The following is a 24,238-nucleotide window of genomic DNA, read 5'->3' as shown; positions in this document are numbered from 1 at the left end:
AAACAGCTAACAACTTGTATTCCGTTCTAGATATAAATTTTAAAGAAAGTATTTTCTGGTTGCTTGTGTGAGTACGAGTATGGTCAGAGGCAAGATTTGTACGTGGTTAAAACGGCATCCGTGGGCAATCGGGGCAATGTTTTCTTTTGGTTTTTATTTGACAGAATTTGTCGAACCGATGGGCTGTGCAGATTGCGTAACTACAGGCCCTTAAATATCGTCCGCAGTAATTTCGTCACTCCAGAAAATCTCGTCCTGAATCTTCACAGGGAGAGTAGAAGTTTTCAGGTATTCATCAAGAGAGTCATCATTGACGTTCTCCTGAATGATTGTAGAATTGATGTAGTTAATCGACTCGCCGTCTAATTTCTTGGTAGCCAGTCCTCCGAGTGGGGAATTTATGGTTGGGAATTTCCGGAACGTTGTTTCAATTGTCTCCCCCTCGCGGTGCGGTTTGATAAGCAACGGCGCTCCGCATTTCGCTTCGACTAGTTCCTGACTCCCGTCTCCGACAATCACGTATTGCCGGTCCAGCGTGTTCACCTCAGTCACCACCGACAGCGCGCTCTGCATCGAGAACCCGTGGTTCAGCAACCGCGCCAACTCCTTGCCCACGTCCGTCGCCGGTTCGTTGCCGACCTTGGTCAGCGTGACGACGCCGACCTTACTCCCCTTCTCGACTAGCGTCTCGCCCTGCTGGTAGGAGCGACAACCGTTCAGGATGAACCCGCGGACGCCGGACTCTTCGAGGGTCGCCACGTCGAGCATCCCGTCGGAACACTGGATGCCGTCGTCGGTGACGTGGCCGACGTAGTGGAGGAAGTCCGTGCCGGATTCGAGTAGGTCCCGGAGTTCCCCGGTGGTCAGGTCGTTGTGGAGCGAGACGGAGAAGTTGTAGAGGTCCCGCGTGCCGTAGATGTCGCCGACCACGTCCTCCTCGCGCATGCGCTCGTCGTTGCACACCACGTCCACCGAGATGTGGTGTTTCGGCGTCACGTCGAGGCGGCGCTTCAGGGCCTCGGGCGTCGCCTTGCTCGCACCGATGGGCATCTCGTCGCCGACCCAGACGTGTTCGATGGTGTCGGTCGGGTCGGGCTGTATCACGTCGCTCACGGGGGCCGCCTCGTCGTCGGCCGAGCGATAGAACGCCTCCAACTCGCTCGGCTCCGGTTCGACCACCGACGGGTCGGGCTGGTCCGGACATCTGACGAAGGCGAGTTCGTCCGCGGCGAACGGGAGGACCGCGAGGTTCTCGTGGGACGGGGACACGTCCATCGTGACCTTCCACTGCGGGAGGTGGGGTTCGACCACCTCGAAGGGGATTTCGAGGTACTGGCGGAGCTGTTCGGCCAGCGGCTCGTCGTACAGCGATTCGAAGTCGAGGTCCACGTCGGGTTCGAGTCGCCGGCGCTCCCGGAGGTCGACCTCGTAGTAGCCCTCGGTCCGGGTCACGCAGTCGAGGAAGAAGACCTGCTGGAGGACGCGCCGGACTGCCGCCTCCAGTCCGTCGGGCGCGTCGAGCGAGTGGCCGAACTCGTCGGTCAGCAGGCGTGGCTCCTCGCCCGGCACCACGTCCGCGCCGAGGTAGAACGCCAGCGGCGCGACGGCGTAGACGGCCTCGCGCTCCTCGGGAATCTGGATTTTGACGCCGGTGTCGGGCCGGTCGAGGTCGCCCTCGACCCGGAACTCCTCGCCGGGTTCGAGCAGCGGCGGATGCCCCCGCAGCGTGGGGAACGACCGCTCGCAGGTCGTCGTCTTGAGCGCCGACCCGAGCAGCGACACGGCGTCCATCAGCGCGCCGACGTCGTCGGGAACCGTAATCGTCCCCGCCGGCGTCTGGTGGAGCGACCGCGCGCCGACTTCGACGGTGGTCTCGTCGCCGAACGAGAGTTCGACGGCTTCGGTACTCCCCGAGATAGCCACCTCGCTCTCGACCGCGAGGTACACCTTCATCTGCGTGTTGGCGAGTTCGAGGTTGTACGCGTCCGCCGGGAGGTCGAGTTCGGACCCGCCGCTGGACTGCCCGACCATCCCGCCCGCGTCGTCCCTGACGTACACGTCGAGACCTTTCGTGGTCCGGAGCGAGTCCGTCCGGACGGAAATCGCGGTGTCTATCGGGAAGTAAAACGAGTCCGTCTCCGCCACGTCGGGCGACACGGCCGACGGAGCGTGTAGGTCGAACTGCGTGCGCTCGATGGGGTCCGTGATGCGGACGCCGTCGGGTTCGACGAGGGCGGTAAACTCGGGATTCATTGACACACACGTAGTGTCTGAAACTACTTATATATCACTTAATCCTAACCGATCGAACGACCATCGTATTCGAATGCGCCTCCCTCGACTCCGGTCTCCGAACCCTTGGAATGCGGACGGAGCCCCCGAATTTTTGACGACCGACTCCAATCCTCGCACATGGCGACCGACAGGGAGCGGGCCGACCCCTTCGCGGCGTTCCGCCAGTTCCTCGCGCTGGAACGGGACGTGCTGGTCCTCTCGTTGGCGATGTTCGCGTTCAGTCTCGGCTTCCAGATGACGGGGCGGTACATGGGCCGCTATCTGGAGGTGCTGGGCGCGGGGAGCATCGTCATCGGCCTCTACGGGAGTCTGGGCAACCTCATCGGCGCGGTGTACCCGTATCCCGGCGGAGCCATCTCGGACCGAATCGGCTCACGGACCGCGCTCACCGCCTTCGGCCTCACCTCCACGCTCGGCTTTCTGCTGTGGTTCCTCGCGCCCGAGTTCGACTTCTTCCCGATTCCGGGCTGGACGTGGATTTTCGTCGGCCTCCTGCTCGCCCAGGCGTGGAAGTCGTTCGGACTGGGCGCGACGTTCGCCATCGTCAAGCAGAGCGTCCCGCCAGAGGAACTGGCGACCGGGTTCGCCAGCACCGAAACGTTCCGCCGGACGGCGTTCCTGCTCGGCCCGCTCGTCGCCGCGGGCCTGCTGGCGATGTACGAGTTCGAGGTCGGCTTCCGGTACGTGCTGGCGGTCGCGGCCGGGTTCGGACTCGTGGCGACCGTCGCCCAACGCCTGCTGTACGACGCCAGCGAGGACTCGTTCGGCAAGTCCTTCGAGGGCGTCGCGCAGGTGGTCTCGGACCTCCGGGAGATGCCCGCGACCCTCCGAACGCTGCTGGTCGGCGACACGCTCGTCAGATTTGCGAACGGGATGGTCTACGTCTTCGTCGTCCTCGTGGTGACGAACGTGCTGGAGGTCAGCGCCCGCCTGCCCGTGGTCGGGGTCCTCGGTCCCGACGCCTTCTTCGGCGTCCTGCTCGCGGTCGAGATGGCGGTCGCGCTGGTCGTGATGATTCCCGTCTCGAAGGTCGCACAGCGGTTCGGTCTCAAGCCGGTCGTCGCGCTCGGGTTCGTCGTCTACGCGGTCTTCCCGGCCCTACTGGTCAACGCACCCGAGGGCGGCCTGACCGTCGCCGGAATCGCCTTCTCGGAGACTACGCTCGTCACGCTCCTGTTCGCGGTGTCGGGCCTGCGGTTCGCCGGCCTGCCGGCCCACAAGGCGCTCATCGTCGGCCCCGCGGAGGAGGACGCCGGAGGGCGCGTCGTCGGGTCGTACTACCTCGCGCGCAACGCGGTGGTCGTCCCGAGCGCGGCCGTCGGCGGATGGCTCTACGGTCTGTCGCCGGCCGGCCCGCAGTTGGCGTTCGGCGTGGCGACGGTTATCGGACTGATCGGGACCGGCTACTTCCTGCTGTTCGGCAAGGAGTTGCCCGCGTACCGGTGAGCGACGCGCCGGACTCCTACGTTTCGGGACCGGAGTCGCTCGCGTCGAGTAGCGAGCGGGTGCGGTTCAGCGCCGTCCGCGTCTCCTCGGCGAGTCGCTCGGTGAGAGTTTCGGCGGACGGTACCGATTCCGTGAGTCCGGCGCTCTGGCCGGCGTACAGCGGAATCGCTTCGACGTCACCCGTCACCTCCGGAACCGCGAGCGAGTCCTCGTATCGCGCTATCGAGTCGCCGTCCGCGGTCTCGGCGACGACTTCGTCCTCGCCGGGCCGCTCTCCTCGCGGCGGCTCGCCCGCGTCCTGCCAGCGTTCGAGCGTGCTGTTCCGCAGGACGCGGTGGGGGACGCCGGGCCACCCCTCGTCGAAGAGCGTCCCGAAGTAAGTGTCCGTCTCGTCGGCGTCGAGGACGCGCTCGCGGTACAGGTCGTGAGCTCGGGCCTCCTCCGTGGCCAGAAATCGGGTCCCGAGCCACGCGCCGTCCGCCCCGAGCGCGAGCGCCGCCGCGATTCCGCGGCCGTCCGCGATGCCTCCCGCCGCGACGACCGGTACGTCGACGGCGTCCGCGACCTTCGGGACGAGCGGCATGGTCGCGACCTCGCTCTGGACGTGGCCGCCCGCCTCCCACCCCTGCGCGACGACCGCATCGACGCCGGCCTCGGCGGCCTCGCGCGCGGCGTCCGCGCTCCCCACCGACTGGAGAACGACGCCTCCTTCGTCCTGGACGAGATCCACGATATCGTCGGCGTCACCGAACGACAGCGAGACCACTTCGACGCCCTCGTCGAGGCAGGCCGCGACGTGGTCCGCCGTGGGAACCGACTTCGCGTCGTCGTCCACCACGACGTTCACTCCGAACCGCCCGTCAGTCGAGCGGCGCGTCTCGCGGACGAGTTCGCGGGTCCGCTCCGGACTCCGCCACGTGACCGCGAGCATCCCGAGGCCGCCGGCGTCGGCCACGCTCGCGGCCAGTTCGGGACAGGTCGCGCTACCGATTGGTGCCTGCACGACCGGCACGTCGAGGTCCAGTACGTCGGTCAACGGTGTTTCGATTCCCGCCATCGCTCCGTCGGGAGTACCGAGACGCGGACCATAAGTTCCCGGTCGAACCGGCAGGCCGCCCGCGCTTCCCGAACCCCTTTCACCCGACCGCGAATACCACCGGTCGATGTCGTTTCGCTCGTCGATGTCAGACCTCCGAGGTTTCGACCGCGCGGTCTTCGTCGTGGCCGCGGCGCGGTTCGTCAACGTCCTCGGGTCGGGCATCGTCTACCCGTTCGCCACGCTCTACTTCTACGGCGAGGTCGGCATCCCGTTCACGCTCGTCGGGACCGGCCTGTTCGCCAACAGCGTGGCGACCGCGGCCGGGACGCTCGTCGGCGGCTACCTCGCCGACCAGTACGGCCGCAAGCCCGTGATGGTGGCGAGCATGGCGCTCTCGGCGCCGACGCTGGCGGCCTACGCGCTCGTGACGACTGCGCCCGCATTTATCGCGGTCGCCACCGCGGCGGGGCTGGCGGCCGGACTGTTCGCCCCCGCGAGTCAGGCGATGATAGCGGACCTGACGCCGGACGCCGAGCGCGACGAGGCCTACGCGCTGCTGAAGGTCGCCAGCAACGCCGGGTTCGGGTCGGGGTTCGTGGTCGGGGGACTCCTCTACGGCGTCGCCCACACCGCCGTCTTCGTCGCCGACGGCGCGACCAGCGGCGGCGTCGCGGTCCTGCTGGCGGTCGCGCTCCCGCGAGTCACAGACGACGAACGCGCCGAGACCGACGAGTCGGCGACCGACGGCGAGGAGGACGCGTCGCTCGCCGCGACGCTCCGGGAGTGGGGTCGCGCGGTCACGCAACCGACGATTCTCGCGCTCGCGCTACTGAACGTCGGGTTCGCGGTGGCCTACGCCCAGATGCAGAGTACGGTCCCGGTGTTCGCAAAACTGACCTTCGGGCTGAGCAGCGAGCAGTTGGGTACGCTCTACGTGCTGAACCCGTTAGTTATCGTTCTCTTCCAGTTGCCGATGGTGTCGTGGGTCCGGTCGTGGCGGCGGACGCGGGGACTGGCGCTCTCGGCATTGTTCTGGGCCGCGAGTTTTGTCGCCATCGTCGTCGCGCACGGCGCGCCCGTCCTCCTCGGGGTCGGTCTTGTCGGGGCGTTCCTCGTCCTCCGGACCATCGGCGAGATTCTGCACGCGCCACTGATTACCGCGCTGGCGAGCGACGTGGGCACCGTCGAGGAGCGCGGGTCACAGCTCTCGGTGCTGGAGGTCGCCAAGCGACTCGGGTTCGGCATCGGTCCGGTCGTCGGCGGGGCGTTCTTCGACTACGGCGTCGAGGCGCTGCTCTGGCCCGCGCTGGTCGGGATGTGTCTCCTGCTGGGCGTCGGGGTGCTGTCGCTGGAGCGGCGGGTCCCGGGCGCGGCGAACGGTCGGGGTCACTCCGAGAGCGAGCGACCGCAGTAGTCGCACGATTCCCCGTCCACGACCGCGACGCACTCGGTGCAGTTCCGGGTCGGCGGGTCGTCGTCCGCGGAATCGGCGGCTTCGCTACCGAGGACGATGCCGACCACCAGCACGACCGCGCCGACGGAACCCATTCCGGCCCAGCCGGCGACCGCGAACCCGAATGCGGCGAGGAGAACCGAGCCGCCGCACATCGCCAGCACGTCTCCGTCGTTCACGTGCGTCGGTTGTCAGCCGTCGAATACAAAATCCGGCTTTCGGACTCGGCGTGTTCGGAGCAGAACGACCGAGCGAAGCGAGGAAGTCCTCGGTTCGGGCTACGGACTCCCTCGATACTCACTCCAAGTCGGTCTCTTTCGCCAGTCGATAGGCGGAGAAGAGCGTCAGCACCGTCGTCGCCACCGCGCCGAGCGCGGTGGAGAGGACGAACCCCAACGCGACGTAGTACGGCGTCGGCTGTCGCGTCCCCGGTAGCACGACGAACACCGCCAGCACCGCCGCGGTGAACAGCAGACTGAACGCGAACCCGCGGATGGCGTTGCGCCGGACGTTCAGCGCGGCCACGAAGTTCGCTCGCGGCCGCTCGGGGACGCTCTCGGACACGGGCGGAGGTTAGGACGGCCGGATAAAAGGCGCGTCGGTTCGAGGTCCGAATCCGAGGGTCCTCACTCCGACGCGAACTCCGAACCGGTCAGGTCCGCCAGTCGCTCGGCACCCGATCGGGTCCCCTTGACGAGGAACACGTCGCCGGCGCGGAGTTCGGTCTCGGGACCGGGCTGAATCACCCAGTCGCGCTCGCCGGACTGTGAGCGTCGGACCGCGATGACGCGCATCCCGGTCTCGGTCTTGACCTCGCGGTCGCCCAAGGTCACGCCGTCGAACTCGCTTCCCGGCGCGACCGTCAGCCGGACGATGACCTCGTCGCTCTCCTGAACCGCCTGCTCGACGACGGGGTGGGTGCCCAGTCCGCGGAGGACGCCCTCGCTGATTTCGACCGCGGCGTCGCTGATGACCTCCGTCGCGTTGGCGAGGTGGACCAGTCCGCGGAGCGACACCGGGTCCTCGACGCGGGCGGCCGCCCGGAGCGTCCACGCCTCGAAGCGCGACTGGAGGGCGTCCACCTCGGCTTCGAGTTCGACCACCTCCTCGGCCACGTCCTTGCTGTCGAAGAGGACGCTCCCGTAGGCCAAGTCCACCGCGAGTTCGCTGATGTTCTTCATCAGGACGATGGAGTCCACGGCGCGCTCCAAGTCCTCGATGCCGGGTTCCGGCGGTTCCGGGGGTTCGTAGGCGTCGCCGGTCGCGCGCCGGTACACGTCGGCGATACCTTCGTCCGGGCCGCGCAGGAGGACCGTGTCGCCGCCGAGGAGTTCGGTGTCGCGGTCCGGATTCGTAATCCAGTCGTCGCGGCGGTGGATGGCGATGACCCGGACGCCGGTCTCGGTCTCGATGTTCGAGTCGCCGAGCGTGCGGCCCGCGAGGGCCGCGTCGTCGGCGACCTCCGCGCGGACGAGCGTCTCGACCGCCTCGGGGAGCGCGGCCCGCATCGCGTCGGGCAGGCCGATGTCCTCCAAGACGACCTTGGCGACGTCGCCCGCGGCGTCGCTTATCTTCTCGGCCGCGCCGACGACGCCCAGCACGGGAGCCAACTGCTCGGCGTCGTCGGTGGTTCTGGCGGCCATCAGGAGGCTCATCCGGGCCCGCATCTGGAGGACGTCCATCCGGGCTTCGAGGTCCAGAACCTCGGCGGCGATGTCGTCGCTCCCGTTGAGGACCGCCGAAAACGAGAGGTCGATGAGGAGTTCCGCGGTGTCTTTCATCTCCGCCAGCACCTGCTTGACGCCGACGGGTTCGTACTCGACGTCACCGCCCGAGGAGTCCATGTCCGACAGTTATGCGGCATTCGATAAAAACGTTCGTCGGGGACCGGCCGGCGAGCGTCGGTCGGCGAACGTCGGTCGTCCGCCATCGCCGGTCAACGTCGCCCGGCGAGCGTCGTCGGCGGGGTTGGATGGGGATAACTCGAAACGGAAAGGAAAGATAATCCTTTTCCGGTCTTGCCGAGAAGTTCAACGCATGTCAGAAGAGGTCAAGAAAGGGTTGGAGGGCGTCGTCGTCGCAGAATCGGAACTCAGCTTTATCAATGGCGACGAGGGTCGTCTGATCTACCGCGGCTACGAAATCGAGGACCTCGCGCAGAACGCGAGCTACGAGGAGGTCCTCTACCTGCTCTGGCACGGCGAACTCCCGACACGCGACGAACTCGACGCGTTCTCCGAGGAGATGGCCGCCGAGCGCGAACTCGACGAGGACGTACTCGACACCGTGCGAAAGCTCGCCGAGGCCGACGAACAGCCGATGGCCGCGCTCCGGACCGCGGTGTCGATGCTCTCGGCCTACGACGCCGACGACTCGGACGCCGACCCGACCGACCGCGAGAGTAACCTCCGGAAGGGCCAACGCATCACCGCGAAGATTCCGACCATCGTCGCGGCGTTCAAGCGCATCCGCGACGGCGACGACCCGGTCGAACCCCGCGAGGACCTCGGCCACGCCGAGAACTTCCTCTACATGCTCAACGACGAGGAACCCGACGAGGTGCTGGCCGAGACGTTCGACATGGCGCTGGTCCTGCACGCCGACCACGGCCTGAACGCCTCGACGTTCTCCTCGATGGTCACGTCCTCGACGCTCTCGGACCTCCACAGCGCGGTCACCAGCGCGGTCGGCACCCTCGCCGGACCGCTCCACGGCGGCGCGAACGCGAACGTCATGAAGATGCTCAAGGAACTCGACGAGAGCGGCAAGGACGCCAAGACGTGGGTGGACGACGCCCTCGACCGCGGCGACCGCATCATGGGCTTCGGTCACCGCGTCTACAACGTCAAGGACCCCCGCGCGAAGATTCTCGGCGAGAAGAGCGAGGAGTTGGGCGAGGCCGCTGGCGACACCAAGTGGTACGAGATGTCGGTCGAAATCGAGGAGTACATGCAGAACGAGAAGGGTCTGGCACCGAACGTGGACTTCTACTCGGCCTCGACGTACTACCAGATGGGCATCCCCATCGACCTCTACACCCCCATCTTCGCCATGTCTCGGGTCGGCGGCTGGATCGGCCACGTGCTGGAGCAGTACGACGACAACCGCCTGATTCGGCCGCGTGCGAAGTACACCGGGTCGAAGCAGGAAGAGTGGGTTCCGACCGACGAGCGGTAGAGCCGTAGCGGTCGCTTCCTTTTCTTTCGGGCCTTCGAGCCGTCTACCTCCGGTACCCCAGAGCGAGTCGGGTGTTCTTCACGACGCTTCTTCGACGCTCCCCCGCTCCTCCATCATCGCGGCCGCCTTCGTGGCCCAACCGCCCCACTGGAACCCGGCCGCGACGACGAGGAGCGCCCAGACGAAGTACAGGAAGATGCCCGCGTAGACGCCCGTGACGCCGAAGCCGAGGCGGACGCCGAACAGCCACGAGAAGCCGACCATGAAGCCGAAGATTCCCGTAGTCCGGGCGACGAAGGGCGTGCGGGTGTCGCTCCCGCCCTGCAGAGCGCCCGAGAGGACGACGTAGAGGACGAGGAACGGCGAGACCAGTCCGTAGACGCGAGCGAAGTCCGTCGCGTACTCGACCGTCGCGGGGTCGTCGGTGAACAGGCGGACGAACCACTCCGCGCCGACGAACAGCAGGAGACCGATGGACCCCACGGTCACGAGACCGAGCGCGGCGCTCGCCCACCCCTCGAATCTGGCGCGGTCGGGGTCGCCCTCGCCGAGCGCCTGCCCGACGACGACGCTCGACGCGACGTTGTAGCCGCGCGAGAGCGGACTCGTGACCTGCTGGTGCATCCGGCGGCCGATCTGGTAGGCGGCGTTGACCTCGGTGCCGAACGCGAGCAGGATGGCGTTGAAGGGGAACTCCGCGATAGTGGCCGCCAACCCCTCCGCGATTTTGGGCGCGCTGACTTCCAGCAGTTGCTTGGCGATGGTGGCGTCGGTCGGCCGGGCGAACGAGGCGGCGGCCCACGGGCCGTAGATGGCCGCCAGCAGCGCGACGGCGGTGAACAGGTTGCCGAACGCGGTGGCGACGCCGACGCCGACGATTTCGAGTCGCGGCGCGGGGCCCAACCCGAGGCCGAGCGCGACGGTGCCGACGATGTTGAGCAGGTTCGAGACGACGTTGACGTACATCGGCGTCCGGGTGTCGCCGGTGCCCTGCAACGAGCGCGCGGCGACGAGCGCGACGTGGCGGGCGGGCGCGGTGGCGAAGATGACCGCGAGGTAGGTGCCGCCCATCTCGGCGACGCCCGACGGTGCCCCGAGCGCGGCGATGGCGCGCTCGCCGGCGAACAGGCCGAAGACGACGAACGGAATCCCGGCCAGGATCCCGACGACGATGGCCTGCGTGATGGCCTCGTCGCGGTTCGCGGTGGCCTCGCTTCCAGCGGAGTCGTCGGCGTCTGCGTCGGCGGTGTCGTGCGTCTCGGACGCGCCGGTGTCCTGACTCGATAGCGCGATGGCACCGCTCCCGAGTCCGAGACCGATGCGGAGCGGGAGTCTAGCGAACAGGTCGGCGAGTCCGATGGCCGCGACCGCGGCGGGCGAGAACAGGCCCGTCACCACGACGTCGGTCGTCCGCATCAGCGTGCGGAGGGTCTGCTCGGCCATGACGGGCCACGACAGCGAGAGGACGCGCCGCCAGACCGCGAGCAGACGCGGACGGACGGACTCGGCCATGCGTGTGGCCGTGCGCCGGAGTAAGGATGAGTGTACCGGAACGAGCAAGGGAGTCGCGGCCGGAGCGAGTCGCATGGAGGTCTTCGTCTACGGAACGCTGACCGACCCGGAGCGGGTAGCGCGGGTCCTCCCGACCTTCGAGTTCCGCGGCGCGGCGACCCTCGACGGACTCCACCGCGTCGAAGGCGAGTACCCGACGCTCGCCCCCGGCGGACGCACCGACGGGAGACTGCTCGAAACGCCGGAGATAGAGGCGCTGGACGCCTACGAGGGCGTCGAGCGCGGGTTGTACGTCCGGGTGTCGGTGCCCGTTGCCTCCGGGAATCACGGCGAAGACCGAGACCGCGACCGCAAAGGGGACGCCGAACTCTACGTCGGCGACCCGGCGACGCTCGGTGCCGATGCCGAGTGGCCGGGCACCGGGTCGTTCGCCGAGCGCGTGCGCCGGTTCTGTCGGGAGTCGGAGGTCGCGGTTCGCCTTCGCGGGCGAGACTAACGGCCGTCAGCTTTACGTCTGACGTGAGCGTGTGCCGCTCGTCAGACAGCGGGCCTACCCCGACGACGTCTTGCACTTTCACTTTCAGTCCGTCCACCGGGGCTTTAAGTGTCTTCCATTCGACCTACCAGATGCGCGTCACACGCTTCGCGCCTTTCCCCCTTTCCCCCTGTTCCCAGTTCGGTAGCCTCGGGTCGGTCCCGCGCGGCGAGTCGCAGGTGAAAAAGCGTTAAAGAGACACCGCGAGTACGTTCGGCCATGATAGACCTCTCGGACGTTCTCGACGCGCGAGTCCGGGTCGAGGAGACCGCCCGGCGGACGCCGCTGGACTACAGTCACACCTTCTCGGACATGACCGGCGCGGAGGTCCACCTGAAACTGGAGACGTTCCAGCGCACCGGGTCGTTCAAGATTCGCGGCGCGACCAACCGCATCGAGACGCTCTCGGACGACGAGAAGTCCGCGGGCGTCGTCACCGCCAGCGCGGGCAACCACGCCCAAGGCGTCGCGCTCGCGGCCACGAAGAGCGGCGTGGACTCGAAGATCGTGATGCCCGAGAACGCGCCCATCTCGAAGATTCAGGCGACCCGCGACTACGGCGCGACGGTGGTCCTGTGGGGCGACGACTACAACGAAGCGCAGGCGAAGGCCCACGAAATCGAGGAGCAAGAAGGCCGGACCTACGTCCACGCCTTCGACGACGAGAAGGTGATGGCGGGTCAGGGCACCATCGGCCTCGAAATCATGGAGGACCTCCCGGACCTCGACACCGTGGTCGTCCCCATCGGCGGCGGCGGTCTCATCGCCGGAATTTCGACCGCGGTCAAAGAGCAGAACCCCGACGCGCGAGTAATCGGCGTGCAGGCCGAGGGCGCATCGAGCGCGGCCCAGTCGCTTCAGAAGGGCGAGATTCACACGCTCGACTCGGTGGACACCATCGCGGACGGCATCGCCACCCGGAACGTCGGCGAGAAGCCCTTCGAGGTCATTCAGGAGCGCGTGGACGAGGTGGTCGCGGTCTCGGATTCGGAAATCGCAATCGCGGTGACGACGTTGCTGGAACGCGCCAAGACGCTCGTGGAGGGTGCCGGCGCGGTCGCGCTGGCGGCCCTGCTCTCGGGCGCGTTCGAGTACGAGGAAGACGAACTCATCGTACCGGCGCTCTGCGGCGGCAACATCGACATGAACACGCTCACGACGGTCATCATGCGCGGACTGGTCGAGACCGGCCGGTACGTCAAGATTCGGACCGTCCTCAAGGACCGCCCCGGCGCGTTGGACGACCTGCTGGACGTGATTTCGGCCCAGCAGGCCAACATCTACGGCATCCAGCACGACCGGACTTCGCGGGACATCGCCATGAACGCCGCGGAGGTCGAGTTGGACCTCGAAACCCGCGGGACCGACCACGTCGAGCAGTTGCTCGACGCGCTCCGCGAGGAGGGCTTCGACGTGGAAGTCATCGCGTAGAACTGCGACTGCGGCCGAACCCCCTCCTCGGCGTTCGGCGGACCGAGTGCCGCGTCTCGCTCTCGCCGAACGAACGGCTTCGTCCCTCGTCACCCGCGAAGTCCTCCAGTCGGTCCCGCCTACGTTTAAGTGCCATAGCGAGAATGATAGGAGTATGAAGCGCATCATCAGCACGCAGGACGCGCCCGAGGCGGTCGGCGCGTACAGTCAGGCGACGACCAACGGCGACATGGTGTTCACCGCGGGCCAGATTCCGATGACGCCCGACGGCGACCTGCTGGACGACGAGGAAATCGCGGTCCAGACGCGCCAGAGCCTCGAAAACGTGAAGGCCATCCTCGAAGAGGAGGGCCTGACGATGCAGGACGTGCTGAAGGTCACGGTGTTCTTGGACGACATCGAGGACTTCGACGAGATGAACGACGCCTACAAGGAGTACTTCCAGGACAATCCGCCCGCCCGGAGCGCGGTCGAGGCGGGCAACCTCCCGAAGGGCGTCGGCGTCGAAATCGAGGTCATCGCGTCCAGCGAGTAACGTGGCGCTGGAGTTGGGACCGGTTCGCCCGCGCGTGAAGGCGAGTCTCCTCTGGGGCGTCGTCGGCCTGCTGGCGTTTCTGGTCGCCGTGCAGGCGTACGAACTCCTCGCGGGGTATCGCTACTCGCTGGCGGTCAAGGCGGGCGTGGCGCTGGTCGTCGGATTGGGCGCGACGGTGCTGTCGTATCTGGCCGACGGACGACTGTTCGACTGAGATATCTTTAGCATTCTTCGGGAAATATTTTCGTTCGTTTAGGAACGCCGTAGCTGTCTTCGTGACGGCGAGCGCTTGCGCGTCGAGCGGCCCGCTCGACGCGCGCCAATCGGCCGAAAGGGAAGGGTTTAAGCGACGGACGGAACTACCATCGTACGGGCCGGGATGGCCGAATGGCAAAGCGCACGCCTGGAAAGCGTGTCCCCTTACGGGGTTCTGGGTTCAAATCCCAGTCCCGGCGTATTCTCCTGGAACTACACACGGCGAGCGACTCGTGTGCTCGCCTCGCCGTGAGCAGGAAGTAGACAGCAAGCTGGGATTTGAACCCCTGCCAGTCGCACGCCCGGAACGGCCGCAGGCCGCACGCCCGGACCGTCTGGCTCCGGGTTCAAATCCCAGTCCCGGCGTTTCTGTGATTTCTGCTCCGGGAGCGACGAGTAGCGGCGCGGAGAGTTCTCAATCGGAATCCCGTGGTTTTCAGTCTAACAACCGTTTCCGGGACGAACCTCGTGGCGAAAAGCGAAACCACGCAGTGAACCGACCTACTCCACGCGAAGCGCCATCTTGAGCGCGCGCTCGGCGATGTTCCCGCCGTGGTCGGCCGTCCGGTCGAGGGCGTCCAGTAGGAGCGCGACGTAGTACGAGTCCATCTCGCTGGGCTCGACGGAGGGCGGGTCCAGTAGGTCGAGGTCGTCTCGGAGACTCTCGCACTGGTCGAGCGCGTCGTAGGCGGTTTCCGCCGAGCGGCCGTTGATGGTCGCCTCGACCGCTCGCTCGACCACGCGCCGCGAGCGGCGGGCGTAGTCGGCCAGTTCGGACTCCAGCGACCCGGACGGCGGCGCGTCGAGTTCTCGGGCGACGCCGGCGATGCGCTCGGCGCACGACGCGATGCCGTCGAGTTCGCGCGAAATGGCGTAGTAGTCGAGCGCCGTCCGGCGGTCTAAATCCGGACGAGTCGGCCCGCGGGGGAGAGTGATGCGGCGCTCGACGCACCGACTGACCAGCGCGAACTGGCGGTCCACGTCCTCGGGTTGGCGCAGGACCTCGCCGGCGCGGTCCGAATCGGCGTCGAGGAGCGCGCTCGTGGCGCTCCGGTGCATCGAGAGCGCGACGTACCGGAGGTTCAGCACGGTCTGGCCGATGGGGAGCCGTTGGGAGCGGCGCATAGTCCGGAAGGTGACGCCGTCGGTCGATTCGTCGGCGACTTCGAGTCCGACGAGGTCGTTGCCCGCGGTGGTTATCGTCCGGCGCTCCGCGGAGGTGAACCGGCCGTCGGTTCGAAGCGTGAAACGGTCCTCGCCCGCGACGTAGAGGGCGTAGACGACCCACGGGAGTTTCTCGCTCGATAGCTCGCCGACCGGGATTTCGGGGGCCGGGTCGCCAGCGCCGCGCTCGCAGGTCCGGACGATGAGCGTGCCGTCCTCGTGGGGGTAGAGGTAGACCTCGTTTCCGGCTTCGAGTCCGTGGTCGGTCGCCCACTCCTTCGGGAGCGACACCGTGAACGACGAGCCGCCGACGGACTGAACTTTGCGGGAAATCTCGGTGTCCGTTGTCGAACTGCTCATGTTATCCGAACTTCCCGGTGATGTAGTCCTCGACGCGCTGGCTGTTGGGGTTCTCGAATATCTGGTCGGTCTCGCCGTACTCCACGAGGTCGCCGCCGGTGAGGAAGACGGCGGTCTGGTCGGAGATGCGGGCGGCCTGTTGCATGTTGTGCGTGACGATGACGACCGTGTAATCCTCCGAGAGGTCGTCGATGAGGTCCTCGATTTTGGCGGTGGCGATGGGGTCGAGCGCCGAGGCGGGTTCGTCCATCAGGATGACCTCGGGGTCGACCGCGAGACACCGGCCGATGCAGAGGCGCTGTTGTTGGCCGCCGGAGAGACCGAGCGCGTTGTCGTCCAGTCGGTCGCTGACCTCCTCCCAGAGCGCGGCCTGCTTGAGCGACCGCTCGACGATTTCGTCTTCCTTGTCCTCGTCGGCGCGCCCGAGGAGTTTGTCGAGCAGGCCGTCGTTGATGTCGCCGTGCTTGCGCGGCCCGTAGGCGATGTTGTCCCGAATCGACTTCGGGAACGGATTGGGAGCTTGGAAGACCATCCCGACGCGCTTGCGCAGTTCCACGAGGTTCACGCCGTCCTGATAGATTTCGTCGCCGTCGAGTTCGACCGACCCCTCGACGGTCGCGGCGTTGATACGGTCGTTCATGCGGTTGAGACACCGCAGGAACGTCGATTTCCCGCACCCGGATGGTCCGACGAGCGCCGTGACGCTGTTCTCGGGCACGTCCATCGAGACGCCCTTGAGCGCGTGGTCGTCGCCGTAGAACACGTCCAAGTCCTCGACCGAAATCTTGGGCGCGCCCTCGAAGTCGTATCGAGTCCACTCGTCCTGAACGGTCTCTTCGGACTCGCCCGTCGTGGTCTCGGAAGCTCCGCCGGGCGACGCGATGCCGGGCGACGCGATGCCGGGCGACGCGATGCCGGGCGACTCGGACGTTTCCGTCCGGGACTCGGACGTTTCCATCGCGGGCGAATCGGACGCCTCCGTCGAGGGCGTCGGGTCGGTGCTACTCTCCGTCCGTGACGTGGAATCGAGGGTACTCTCTGTCATTGGTAGAGTTTCTTCCTGAAGTAGTGTCTCGTTGCGATGCCGATGGCGTAGAACGCGAGGACGATAGCGAGCAGGACCAGCGTGAGTCCCCACGCGAAGTTGTCCGGATTGTCGAGCGGGCCGCCGACGCCCGCCGTGACGAGCGCGTACACCTGATAGGGGAGCGCGCTGGTCGCTTGCAGGAGTTCGGGGTTCGTCACGAACGGCGGCGAGGCTATGAACTCGAACCCGCCGATGACGTCCACGGTCTGGCTTCCCGGCAGGAACGTGCCGCCGGCCATCGTCAGCAGGATGGGCGCGGTCTCGCCAGCGACGCGACCGACGCCCAAGATGACGCCGGTGACGATGCCGGGGAGCGCGGCCGGGAGGACGACGCTCCGGATGGTCTCCCACTTCGTGACGCCGAGCGCGGCGCTGGCGTCGCGGTACTCGTCGGGGACCGAGAGCATCGCCTCGCGGCCGGTGATGACAACCAGCGGGAGGAGCATGAACCCGAGCGTGAGCATCCCCGAGAGCAGCGACTTCTGGCCGCCGAACCGCGGGATGAGGAAGGCGTAGCCGAACAGCCCGTAGACGATGCTCGGCGTACTCCACAGCCCGTTGGTGGCGATTTCGACGAGTTCGGTGAACCGGCCCTCGTCGGCGTACTCGCTGAGGAAGACGGCCGCGCCGACGCCCAGCGGGACCGCGAACAGCACCGCACCGACGACGAGCCAGACCGTCCCCGCGATGGCCGGGAGGACGCCGTCTACCTCCGCCAGCAGCGAGACGCCGTTCATGAGGAACGGCCACGAGACCGGCCAGACGATGGTGTGGCTGAAGCCGAACAGCGCGATAGTCGTCTCCGGTCCGGCCCCGGCACCGAGCGTGAGTCCTTGGAAGAGACCGGGGACGCCCTTGGCGACGACGAACGCGACGAGACCGAACAGCACCGCGATGATGGCCGAGGCGTTGAGATAGATGAGGACGTGCGCGCCGACGTGGCGGCCCCGCGCTCCGAAGCCGCCGTAGGCCTTCGCGGCCGACCAGCCGAGGACCAGCGCGCAGAACATGACGACGGTCGGGACGACGAACCGGGGGAAGAAGGTCGCGCGGAGTCCGTTCGGCGTCCACGACCAGTCTTGGCCGATGGTGCCCGTCACGAAGACGAGACCGGCGAACAGCGCGAGCGCGCCCGCAGGCAGCGTCGAGCCGACGTCCTCGCGGGGGACGACCGTCGCGGCGAACGCGAGACCGGCCGCGGCGAGCCCGGTGAACAGCCAGCCGACGAAACCGAGACCGAACGTCTGGGAGCCGACGAGTCCGCCGACGACGAACCAGATGCCCGAGAACGCCGTCGCCGCGACGAGTCCGGCGTCGGTCTGCGGTTCGGTCGCCAGGTATTCGAGGCGCGACGCGACGCCGAAGCCGAGGATGGTCCCGGCCAGAAGCGCGAGGAGCGCGCCGAGCGCGGTTACCATCGGGACGCCGGCGACGGCGTCGGTCATCGTGAACAGCTCGAAGTGGGCGGTGAGCGCCAGCGCGAACAGCAGGGCCGAGAGTCCCACCGTCGAGGCCGCGACCATCTCCGGGACCGAGGTCCCCTCGCGGACGAGGGCGTCTCGGTCGTCGTCGGTGAGACCGCTCATCACGGGTCACCTCCGAGTTTCTCTTCCATGCGTCGCTCGATGAGTTGCGACCCGACGCTGAGGAACAGGACCGTCACGAAGAGGACGACCCCGGCCGCGAACAGCGCGTTGAACTGGAGCCCGTGGGAACTCCCGTACCGGGCCGCGATGAGCGACGTGAGCGTCTCGTACCCGTAGAAGACGTTGTAAATCGGGTCCGGGAGCGCGGGGCTGTTGCGGAGCATCACGGTCGCGGCCATCGTCTCGCCGATGGCGCGACCGACGCCCAGCAGGACCGCGGCCGAGACGCCCGAGAACGCCGCCGGCAGGGTAATCGTGGACATGGTCTGCCAGTCGGTCGTCCCGAGCGCGAGCGACCCGCTCTTCATCGACTCGGGCACGCTGTTCAGGGCGTCCTCGGCGACCGACACCACCGTCGGCAGTGACATCAGGCCGACGACGATACCGACGAAGAGGTAGGTCCCCTGTCCCACGAGGTCGAACTGGTCGCTCGCCCACGGGCTGAGGATGGTGAACCCGATGAACCCGTAGACGATGGAGGGGATGCCCGCCAGAATCTCGACCGCGGGCTTGACGAACTCGCGGACGGTCGGGGGCGCGACCTCGCTGATGAACAGGGCGGCCGCGACGCCGAGCGGTCCGGCGACGAGCGTGGCGATGACCGTCACCACGACGGTCCCGTGAATCATCGGCACGAGCGAGAACCGCTTGTCGGTCACTGGGTCCCACTGCGTCTCGGTGAACAGCCTGAGACCGGGGATTTCGATGCCGTACAGTTCCACGCTCGCGTACTCGAACGCGGGCCACGCTTCGAGGAAGATGAACACCGTGATGAGTCCCAGAATCAGGAGGGTCGAGACCGTCATCACCAGTGCCAGTGCGTGTGCGGTCACCGCTTGGTGTCGGAACCAGCCGTACGCCACGGTCGCCACGAAACCGAGGAGCGCCACGACCGTCAGCGGCGACATCACGAGGAAGCCGACGAACGTCCCCAGAAGCGTCAGCGAGCCCGCCGCACCAGCCACGAGCGCAGTGTTCTCTGCGTCTTCGACCTGCTCGCGGGCGTCGGCCAGTTTGCGCCGGAACGCGCCGCGGGGCTCGGTCGAGTCAGCGTCAGTCACAGATGCCATTTATTGTGATCTTACCAATGTATTCGAAAACGGAACGACGAAGGACACACCGGCGGTTCGCTACCTCACACCTGCTCGGGCAGCTTGTTGCGCTCTTTCTCGATGTCCTTCGTCGGAAGCGGGATGTAGTTGTTATCCTCGACGAACACCTTCTGACCGAACTTGGTCAGGAACATGTTGATGAACGCGGCCTCCTGCTTGTCCGTGCCGCTCGGCGTCTGTTCGGTCTTCTTCGTGTACATGTGGAGGTCGCGGTTGAGCGGATACGCGCTGTCGAAGATGGTGTGCTGGGCGCTCTTGTCGGGCTTGTAGGTCGTGCCGTCGAACTCGATGGCGATGGGCTTGACCTGCGGGCCGGTGAACGCCAGCGCCATGTACGCGATGGCGCCCTCGTTCTGCTGGACGACGGTCTTGACCTGCTGGTTCTGGCCCTTCCGGGTGTCCACGCCGGGCATCGGGGCGTCGGCGGAACCGAGCATGTTGAGACGGAACGCGGTGTCGGTACCCGACCCCTCCGCGCGGCCGACGCAGTAAATCTCCTTGTCGGGACCGCCGACTTCCTTCCAGTTGGTAATCTCGTTCTGGTAGATCTTCTTGATCTGCGCGCCGGTGAGCTTCTGGACGCCGGCGTCCCAGATGTCCTTGCTCACGACGACGGGCTGACCGTCGCGGCCGACGACGTGGTCGACGTAGTTCTCCTTGGCCTTCTTCTCGCTGATGCCGAGTTCGGCCGTGATGGGACCCGAGGAGTTGCCGATGTCCACGAGACCGTCGCGGACGGACTTACACCCGGTGCCGGAGTGGCTCAGGCCGACCGTGGTCGGAAACGGCGGGTTGGTCTGCTGGCCCGTCGTCTCGTAGCCGTAGAGGCTGGCGAAGTAGTCGGCGAGGTGCTCGTCGGTCTTGATTTCGCTCCAGCCGGGGACGGTGCCCTCGCTGGACGAGCCCCAGTACTCGCCGTCGCTCGGCGGCGCGTTGGAGTTCCAGTAGGAACTCCCCTTGTTGGAGATGGGGTAGACCGTCGAGGACCCCTCGGCGCTGAGCATCGAGGTGTCGAGTTTGGAGGACTGGGTTTCGGTCGTGGTCTCCCCGCCCATCGACTCCTCGGTCGCGGTCTCGGAGTTGCCGGAGTCGTCGTTCGACTCGGTGGTGGAGTTGTCTTTCGAACTCCCGGAACATCCGGCGAGCGCGGTCGTGACACCTGCACCAGACGCGAGCAGGAACATCCGGCGCGATACGTCGTCCGACTGCCGTCCGTTATCAGACGTCATCAGGTATCGAGAACCCGAGCTACAGTAAGTACCCTTATAATTTCACGATATATACGACTGAGTCGCTAATATCCCTCGTTTTCGACGGGTGTGAAACGCCCACATGGATACTCTACATAGATACGCTACGTAGCTAGATGCCGAGAGGCGCTCGACTCGCGTCATCGACGGTCCGAGGCACGAACACCGTCCGCGAACCCGTGAATTGTACATAAACCCCCGCGTAGCCGTCGGTGCGGTCGGCGGTCGTTCCGTGGGAACGATTCTCAGATTATCCCAGCGTACCGAGGTTCTCGTCGGTGATTTGGTCGGGGAAAGTACGACGATACAGTACGTTACCACATACCAAGGAACAGAAGGTTTATATAGAATCGCAATTATATCATCGAGTGTACTATGAGTCAGCGAGGACAGCGAATGCAAGGCCAGCCGATGATCGTAATGTCCGATGAATCCCAGCGCGTCAAGGACAAAGACGCACAAGAGCACAACATCAGCGCCGCCCGCGCGGTCGCTGACGCGGTTCGCTCGACCCTCGGACCCAAGGGGATGGACAAGATGCTCGTCGATTCGATGGGCGACGTCACCATCACGAACGACGGCGTGACCATCCTCAAGGAGATGGACATCGACAACCCGACGGCCGAGATGATCATCGAGGTCGCCGAAACCCAAGAGGACGAGGCGGGTGACGGCACCACGACCGCCGTCGCGGTGACGGGCGAACTCCTCAAGAACGCCGAGGAACTCCTCGAACAGGACATCCATCCGACGGCCATCATCAAAGGCTTCCACCTCGCCAGCGAGAAGGCCCGCGAGGAGATCAACAACGTCGCCGAAGACGTCGACCCCGACGACGAAGACCTCCTGCGCAAGGTCGCCGAGACCTCCATGACCGGCAAGGGCGCGGAACTCAACAAGGAAGTCCTCTCGGAGATCATCGTCAACGCGGTCCAGCAGGTCACCGTCGACGGGACGGTGGACCTCGAATACGTCAAGACCGAGACCCAGACCGGTCGCTCCTCGGGCGAGTCGGAACTCCTCAAGGGCGCGGTCATCAGCAAGGACCCGGTCCACGACAACATGCCCAAGAGCGCCGAGGACGCCGACGTCCTCCTGCTCAACGAGGCCGTCGAAATCGAGGAGACCGACGTGGACACCAGCGTCAACATCGAGGACCCCGACCAGCTCCAGAGCTTCCTCGACCAGGAAGAGGAGCAGCTCAAGCAGAAGGTCGATAAGATCGTCGAGACCGGAGCCGACGTCGTCTTCTGCCAGAAGGGCATCGACGACATGGCCCAGCACTACCTCGCCAAAGAGGGCATCCTCGCTGTCCGCCGCGTCAAGAAGAGCGACATCGGCTTCCTCAAGGAAGTCCTCGGCGCGAGCGTCGTCTCGGACCTCGACAGCGCGTCTGCCGCCGACCTCGGCAAGGGCGACGTGACCCGCGACGATGGCGACGAGCTGTTCTACGTCGAAGGCGAGGACAGTCACGGCGTCACCCTCCTGCTCCGCGGTTCGACCGACCACGTGGTCGACGAACTCGAGCGCGGCGTCACCGACGCCCTCGACGTGGTCGCCCAGACCGTCTCGGACGGCCGCGTCGTGTCGGGCGGCGGCGCCATCGAGGTCGAAATCGCCGGGCGTCTCCGCGACTACGCCGACTCCGTCTCCGGCCGCGAACAGCTCGCGGTCGAAGCGTTCGCTGACTCGCTCGAACTCGTCCCGCGCGTCCTCGCCGAGAACGCGGGTCTCGACTCCATCGACACGCTCGTGGACCTGCGCTCGGCCCACGAATCCGGCGACGAGCGTGCCGGCCTGAACGTCCACAGCGGCGAGGTCGAGGACACCTTCGACGGTGGCGTCGTCGAGCCTGCCCACGCCAAAGAGCAGGCCGTCTCCAGTGCCACCGAGGCCGCGAACCTCGTGCTCAAAATCGACGACATCATCTCCGCCGGTGACCTGTCCACCGACAAGGGCGACGACGAGGCAGGCGGACCCGGCGGCGCTGGCGGCATGGGCGGCATGGGCGGCATGGGCGGCGCGATGTAAGCTCGGCCTAACCGCCTCTCCGCCGTCGTTTCCCGAACCCACCGCAACGACCGACCTTCGCGTCGAATCGAACGCCGTTGGCGACACCCGACGCTTTCTTTCGAGTTCCCGCTTCCGTCGAGTCGCAACTCGGCGAGTGCGTCGAGCGACGATGTGCGAGCAGCGCGACCGCTAGCAATTCGACTCTCCCGATTTCCGAGAGTTCTCAAAACGAGAACGCGAAGGCCGGCGTCATCGGGGGTACTCCCGCAAAAAACGCCGTTGTCGTGCGATACTACACCATGATACAAGCGCCACTGAAGGGAGCGCAGTATATTGCTTCGACGAAGCCAAACATCGTTTCTCACCTCCTGTAGGCCAAATGCCTGATTGTTATTTTCTATTATACTAGTAAAAATAATTCTGCAGTATTTCTACATTTCGTATGAAAAATAAACGATAGAAATCACTTTCATCTCCAGAACAACATTCGGGCGCTCGTCGGACCACGTTTACGGCGAAGGTTGCTCGATTCGCCGGGTTTAGATAGTTTATAGTGCCCGCAGGGACCACCAGCCACGTATGGACACGCTCCTGCTGAATCAGGAAGCCGTAGACGAGAACACCCAGATGGCAGACGTCATCCGGGCAGTCGAGGACGCCTTCGCCGCCTACGCTCGCGGCGACGCTCAGATGCCCGCCAAGTCCTACATCGACCTGCCCCAGTACAACGGGGACTTCCGGTCGATGCCCGCCTACCTCGAGGCCGACGACTGGGACGCCGCCGGCATCAAGTGGGTCAACGTCCACCCCGACAACCCCGAGGACTTCGACCTGCCGACCGTGATGGGCACGATGGTCTACTCGAACCCCGAGAACGCCTTCCCGCTGGCCATCATGGACGGCACCGAACTCACGATGAAGCGGACCGGCGCGGCCGCCGCGGTCGCCACCGACCACCTCGCCGTCGAGGACGCGACGACGATGGGCGTCGTCGGCGCGGGCGTCCAGTCGTACACGCAACTGGAAGCCATCTCGGAGGTCCGCCCCATCGAGGAGGTCGTCGTCAGCGACTTGGACGAGGAGCGCGTCGCCGACTTCATCGACTACTTCGAGGACGACTTCGAGGTTCGCGCGGGGTCCATCGCGGAGGCCGCCCAGTGCGACGTCCTCTCGACGGTCACGCCGGTCGAGGACCCCATCGTCTCGCGCGAGGACATCGGCGAGCACACCCACGTCAACGCGATGGGTGCCGACGCCGAGGGCAAGCACGAACTCGCCGACGAGATTCTGCTCGACGCCAAGTTGGTCATCGACGACCACGCCCAGACCACCCACTCGGGCGAAATCAACGTCCCGTACCACGAGGGCGTCCTGACCGACGACGACATCTACGGCGAGGTCGGCGACATCGTGGTCGGCGACTTGGCGGGCCGGACCGACGAGGACGGCATCACCGTCTTCGACAGTACGGGTCTCGCCATCCAAGACGTGGCCGCGGCCCACGTCGTCTACGAACACGCGGACGAGAACGACAACGGCTACCCGTTCGACCTCATCGGCACCGGAACGCAGTAAGTAGCTACTGCCACTCCGACACCGACCGCGACCGCGACACGTCCTCGACCCCCGACCCTAACCGCGAACCGCCCCCGCCGGTCAGGGAAGCCTGTCCGTCGGCGCTTTTCGAGCGAGAAACCCCGTAATCTTCGAGACGACCCAGACGACCACGATGAACGGCAGGAGCGGAATCAGTAGGACGACCAGTCCCAGACCGTACGCGATGCCGATGGTCGTCATCTCGGCGTCCGGCCGTCCGCGGTAGGGCGGCGTGACCGTCCGTGCAATCTTCTTTACCGGCGCTGGCATCGCTCCTCCGTCTGCGGTTTCGTCGGAACCCCCAGAACTCATGCAGTGACCTATCGACGCCC

The 24,238-nt window shown here is 66.1% G+C and carries 21 protein-coding genes and 1 tRNA gene; 10 read left to right on the top strand and 12 right to left on the bottom strand.

The genetic code is table 11. The annotated features are described in order from the left end of the window. Positions 1-210: 210 nt before the first annotated feature. Positions 211-2,253 carry a hypothetical protein gene (locus M0R88_RS07125; protein WP_248656245.1) on the bottom strand — a complete coding sequence of 681 codons (2,043 nt, stop codon included), beginning with the start codon at positions 2,251-2,253 and terminating at the stop codon, positions 211-213. Positions 2,254-2,412: 159 nt separating this feature from the next. On the opposite strand from M0R88_RS07125, the gene M0R88_RS07120 reads away from it, so the two are divergent. Then, complete coding sequence (locus M0R88_RS07120; RefSeq protein WP_248656244.1) at positions 2,413-3,741, top strand: MFS transporter; 1,329 nt, start codon at positions 2,413-2,415, stop codon at positions 3,739-3,741. Between the two features lie 16 nt (positions 3,742-3,757). Here M0R88_RS07120 and M0R88_RS07115 read toward each other — a convergent pair whose 3' ends face one another. Further along, positions 3,758-4,798, bottom strand: a complete 1,041-nt coding sequence (locus M0R88_RS07115; RefSeq protein ID WP_248656243.1) for an NAD(P)H-dependent flavin oxidoreductase — start codon at positions 4,796-4,798, stop codon at positions 3,758-3,760. 124 nt (positions 4,799-4,922) lie between these two features. On the opposite strand from M0R88_RS07115, the gene M0R88_RS07110 reads away from it, so the two are divergent. Further along, positions 4,923-6,194 (top strand): MFS transporter, encoded by a 1,272-nt coding sequence (locus M0R88_RS07110; protein WP_248656242.1) that lies wholly within the window; start codon positions 4,923-4,925, stop codon positions 6,192-6,194. On the opposite strand, the gene M0R88_RS07105 is transcribed toward M0R88_RS07110, so the two are convergent. The 3 genes from M0R88_RS07105 to M0R88_RS07095 form a co-directional block, all read right to left on the bottom strand. Then, the gene (locus tag M0R88_RS07105) at positions 6,167-6,412 is read right to left on the bottom strand and encodes a hypothetical protein (RefSeq protein WP_248656241.1); all 246 of its coding nucleotides are present in this window, start codon (positions 6,410-6,412) and stop codon (positions 6,167-6,169) included. The genes M0R88_RS07110 and M0R88_RS07105 overlap by 28 nt on opposite strands. Before the next feature lie 118 nt (positions 6,413-6,530). Beyond that, positions 6,531-6,797, bottom strand: a complete 267-nt coding sequence (locus M0R88_RS07100; RefSeq protein ID WP_248656240.1) for a DUF7536 family protein — start codon at positions 6,795-6,797, stop codon at positions 6,531-6,533. A gap of 62 nt (positions 6,798-6,859) precedes the next feature. Then, positions 6,860-8,077 (bottom strand): potassium channel family protein, encoded by a 1,218-nt coding sequence (locus M0R88_RS07095; RefSeq protein ID WP_248656239.1) that lies wholly within the window; start codon positions 8,075-8,077, stop codon positions 6,860-6,862. A gap of 193 nt (positions 8,078-8,270) precedes the next feature. Here M0R88_RS07095 and citZ point away from each other — a divergent pair, with 193 nt between their 5' ends. Then, positions 8,271-9,410 carry a citrate synthase gene (gene citZ, locus M0R88_RS07090; RefSeq protein ID WP_248656238.1) on the top strand — a complete coding sequence of 380 codons (1,140 nt, stop codon included), beginning with the start codon at positions 8,271-8,273 and terminating at the stop codon, positions 9,408-9,410. A gap of 78 nt (positions 9,411-9,488) precedes the next feature. On the opposite strand, the gene M0R88_RS07085 is transcribed toward citZ, so the two are convergent. After that, a complete protein-coding gene (locus tag M0R88_RS07085) occupies positions 9,489-10,853 on the bottom strand; it encodes an MATE family efflux transporter (RefSeq protein ID WP_368409377.1) in 1,365 nt (454 codons plus the stop codon). Positions 10,854-10,995: 142 nt separating this feature from the next. Here M0R88_RS07085 and M0R88_RS07080 point away from each other — a divergent pair, with 142 nt between their 5' ends. From M0R88_RS07080 to M0R88_RS07060, 5 genes are all read left to right on the top strand, one after another. After that, the gene (locus tag M0R88_RS07080) at positions 10,996-11,418 is read left to right on the top strand and encodes a gamma-glutamylcyclotransferase family protein (RefSeq protein WP_248656236.1); all 423 of its coding nucleotides are present in this window, start codon (positions 10,996-10,998) and stop codon (positions 11,416-11,418) included. Between the two features lie 258 nt (positions 11,419-11,676). Continuing rightward, positions 11,677-12,888 carry a threonine ammonia-lyase gene (ilvA, locus tag M0R88_RS07075; RefSeq protein ID WP_248656235.1) on the top strand — a complete coding sequence of 404 codons (1,212 nt, stop codon included), beginning with the start codon at positions 11,677-11,679 and terminating at the stop codon, positions 12,886-12,888. A 154-nt stretch (positions 12,889-13,042) separates the two neighbouring features. Next, positions 13,043-13,423 carry a Rid family detoxifying hydrolase gene (locus tag M0R88_RS07070; RefSeq protein ID WP_248656234.1) on the top strand — a complete coding sequence of 127 codons (381 nt, stop codon included), beginning with the start codon at positions 13,043-13,045 and terminating at the stop codon, positions 13,421-13,423. A gap of 1 nt (position 13,424) precedes the next feature. Then, positions 13,425-13,637 carry a DUF7981 family protein gene (locus M0R88_RS07065; protein WP_248656233.1) on the top strand — a complete coding sequence of 71 codons (213 nt, stop codon included), beginning with the start codon at positions 13,425-13,427 and terminating at the stop codon, positions 13,635-13,637. Positions 13,638-13,796: 159 nt separating this feature from the next. Then, positions 13,797-13,878 (top strand) — tRNA-Ser (locus tag M0R88_RS07060). A 301-nt stretch (positions 13,879-14,179) separates the two neighbouring features. Here the strand turns inward: M0R88_RS07060 and M0R88_RS07055 are convergent. From M0R88_RS07055 to M0R88_RS07035, 5 genes are all read right to left on the bottom strand, one after another. Further along, positions 14,180-15,202, bottom strand: a complete 1,023-nt coding sequence (locus M0R88_RS07055) for a phosphate uptake regulator PhoU (protein ID WP_248656232.1) — start codon at positions 15,200-15,202, stop codon at positions 14,180-14,182. 1 nt (position 15,203) lies between these two features. After that, complete coding sequence (gene pstB / locus M0R88_RS07050; RefSeq protein ID WP_248656231.1) at positions 15,204-16,247, bottom strand: phosphate ABC transporter ATP-binding protein PstB; 1,044 nt, start codon at positions 16,245-16,247, stop codon at positions 15,204-15,206. Then, the gene (gene pstA, locus M0R88_RS07045) at positions 16,244-17,875 is read right to left on the bottom strand and encodes a phosphate ABC transporter permease PstA (RefSeq protein WP_248656230.1); all 1,632 of its coding nucleotides are present in this window, start codon (positions 17,873-17,875) and stop codon (positions 16,244-16,246) included. Before pstA ends, pstB begins: the two co-directional genes overlap by 4 nt. Further along, entirely contained in the window at positions 17,875-19,005 is a 1,131-nt protein-coding gene (gene pstC, locus M0R88_RS07040; RefSeq protein ID WP_248656229.1) for a phosphate ABC transporter permease subunit PstC, read from the bottom strand. The genes pstA and pstC overlap by 1 nt, the downstream gene beginning before the upstream one ends. 65 nt (positions 19,006-19,070) lie before the next feature. Continuing rightward, on the bottom strand, positions 19,071-20,276 hold the full coding sequence (locus M0R88_RS07035; RefSeq protein ID WP_248656228.1) for a PstS family phosphate ABC transporter substrate-binding protein: 1,206 nt from the start codon (positions 20,274-20,276) through the stop codon (positions 19,071-19,073). Positions 20,277-20,672: 396 nt separating this feature from the next. Here M0R88_RS07035 and thsB point away from each other — a divergent pair, with 396 nt between their 5' ends. Next, a complete protein-coding gene (gene thsB / locus M0R88_RS07030; RefSeq protein WP_368409374.1) occupies positions 20,673-22,328 on the top strand; it encodes a thermosome subunit beta in 1,656 nt (551 codons plus the stop codon). A gap of 561 nt (positions 22,329-22,889) precedes the next feature. Then, the gene (locus M0R88_RS07025) at positions 22,890-23,885 is read left to right on the top strand and encodes an ornithine cyclodeaminase family protein (protein ID WP_248656227.1); all 996 of its coding nucleotides are present in this window, start codon (positions 22,890-22,892) and stop codon (positions 23,883-23,885) included. A gap of 81 nt (positions 23,886-23,966) precedes the next feature. Here M0R88_RS07025 and M0R88_RS07020 read toward each other — a convergent pair whose 3' ends face one another. Next, the gene (locus tag M0R88_RS07020) at positions 23,967-24,218 is read right to left on the bottom strand and encodes a DUF7535 family protein (RefSeq protein ID WP_248656226.1); all 252 of its coding nucleotides are present in this window, start codon (positions 24,216-24,218) and stop codon (positions 23,967-23,969) included. Between the last annotated feature and the right edge of the window lie 20 nt (positions 24,219-24,238).

This window comes from Halorussus gelatinilyticus, from assembly GCF_023238445.1.
Lineage (GTDB): Archaea > Halobacteriota > Halobacteria > Halobacteriales > Haladaptataceae > Halorussus > Halorussus gelatinilyticus.
This window is presented reverse-complemented; position numbering and strand designations above follow the sequence as displayed.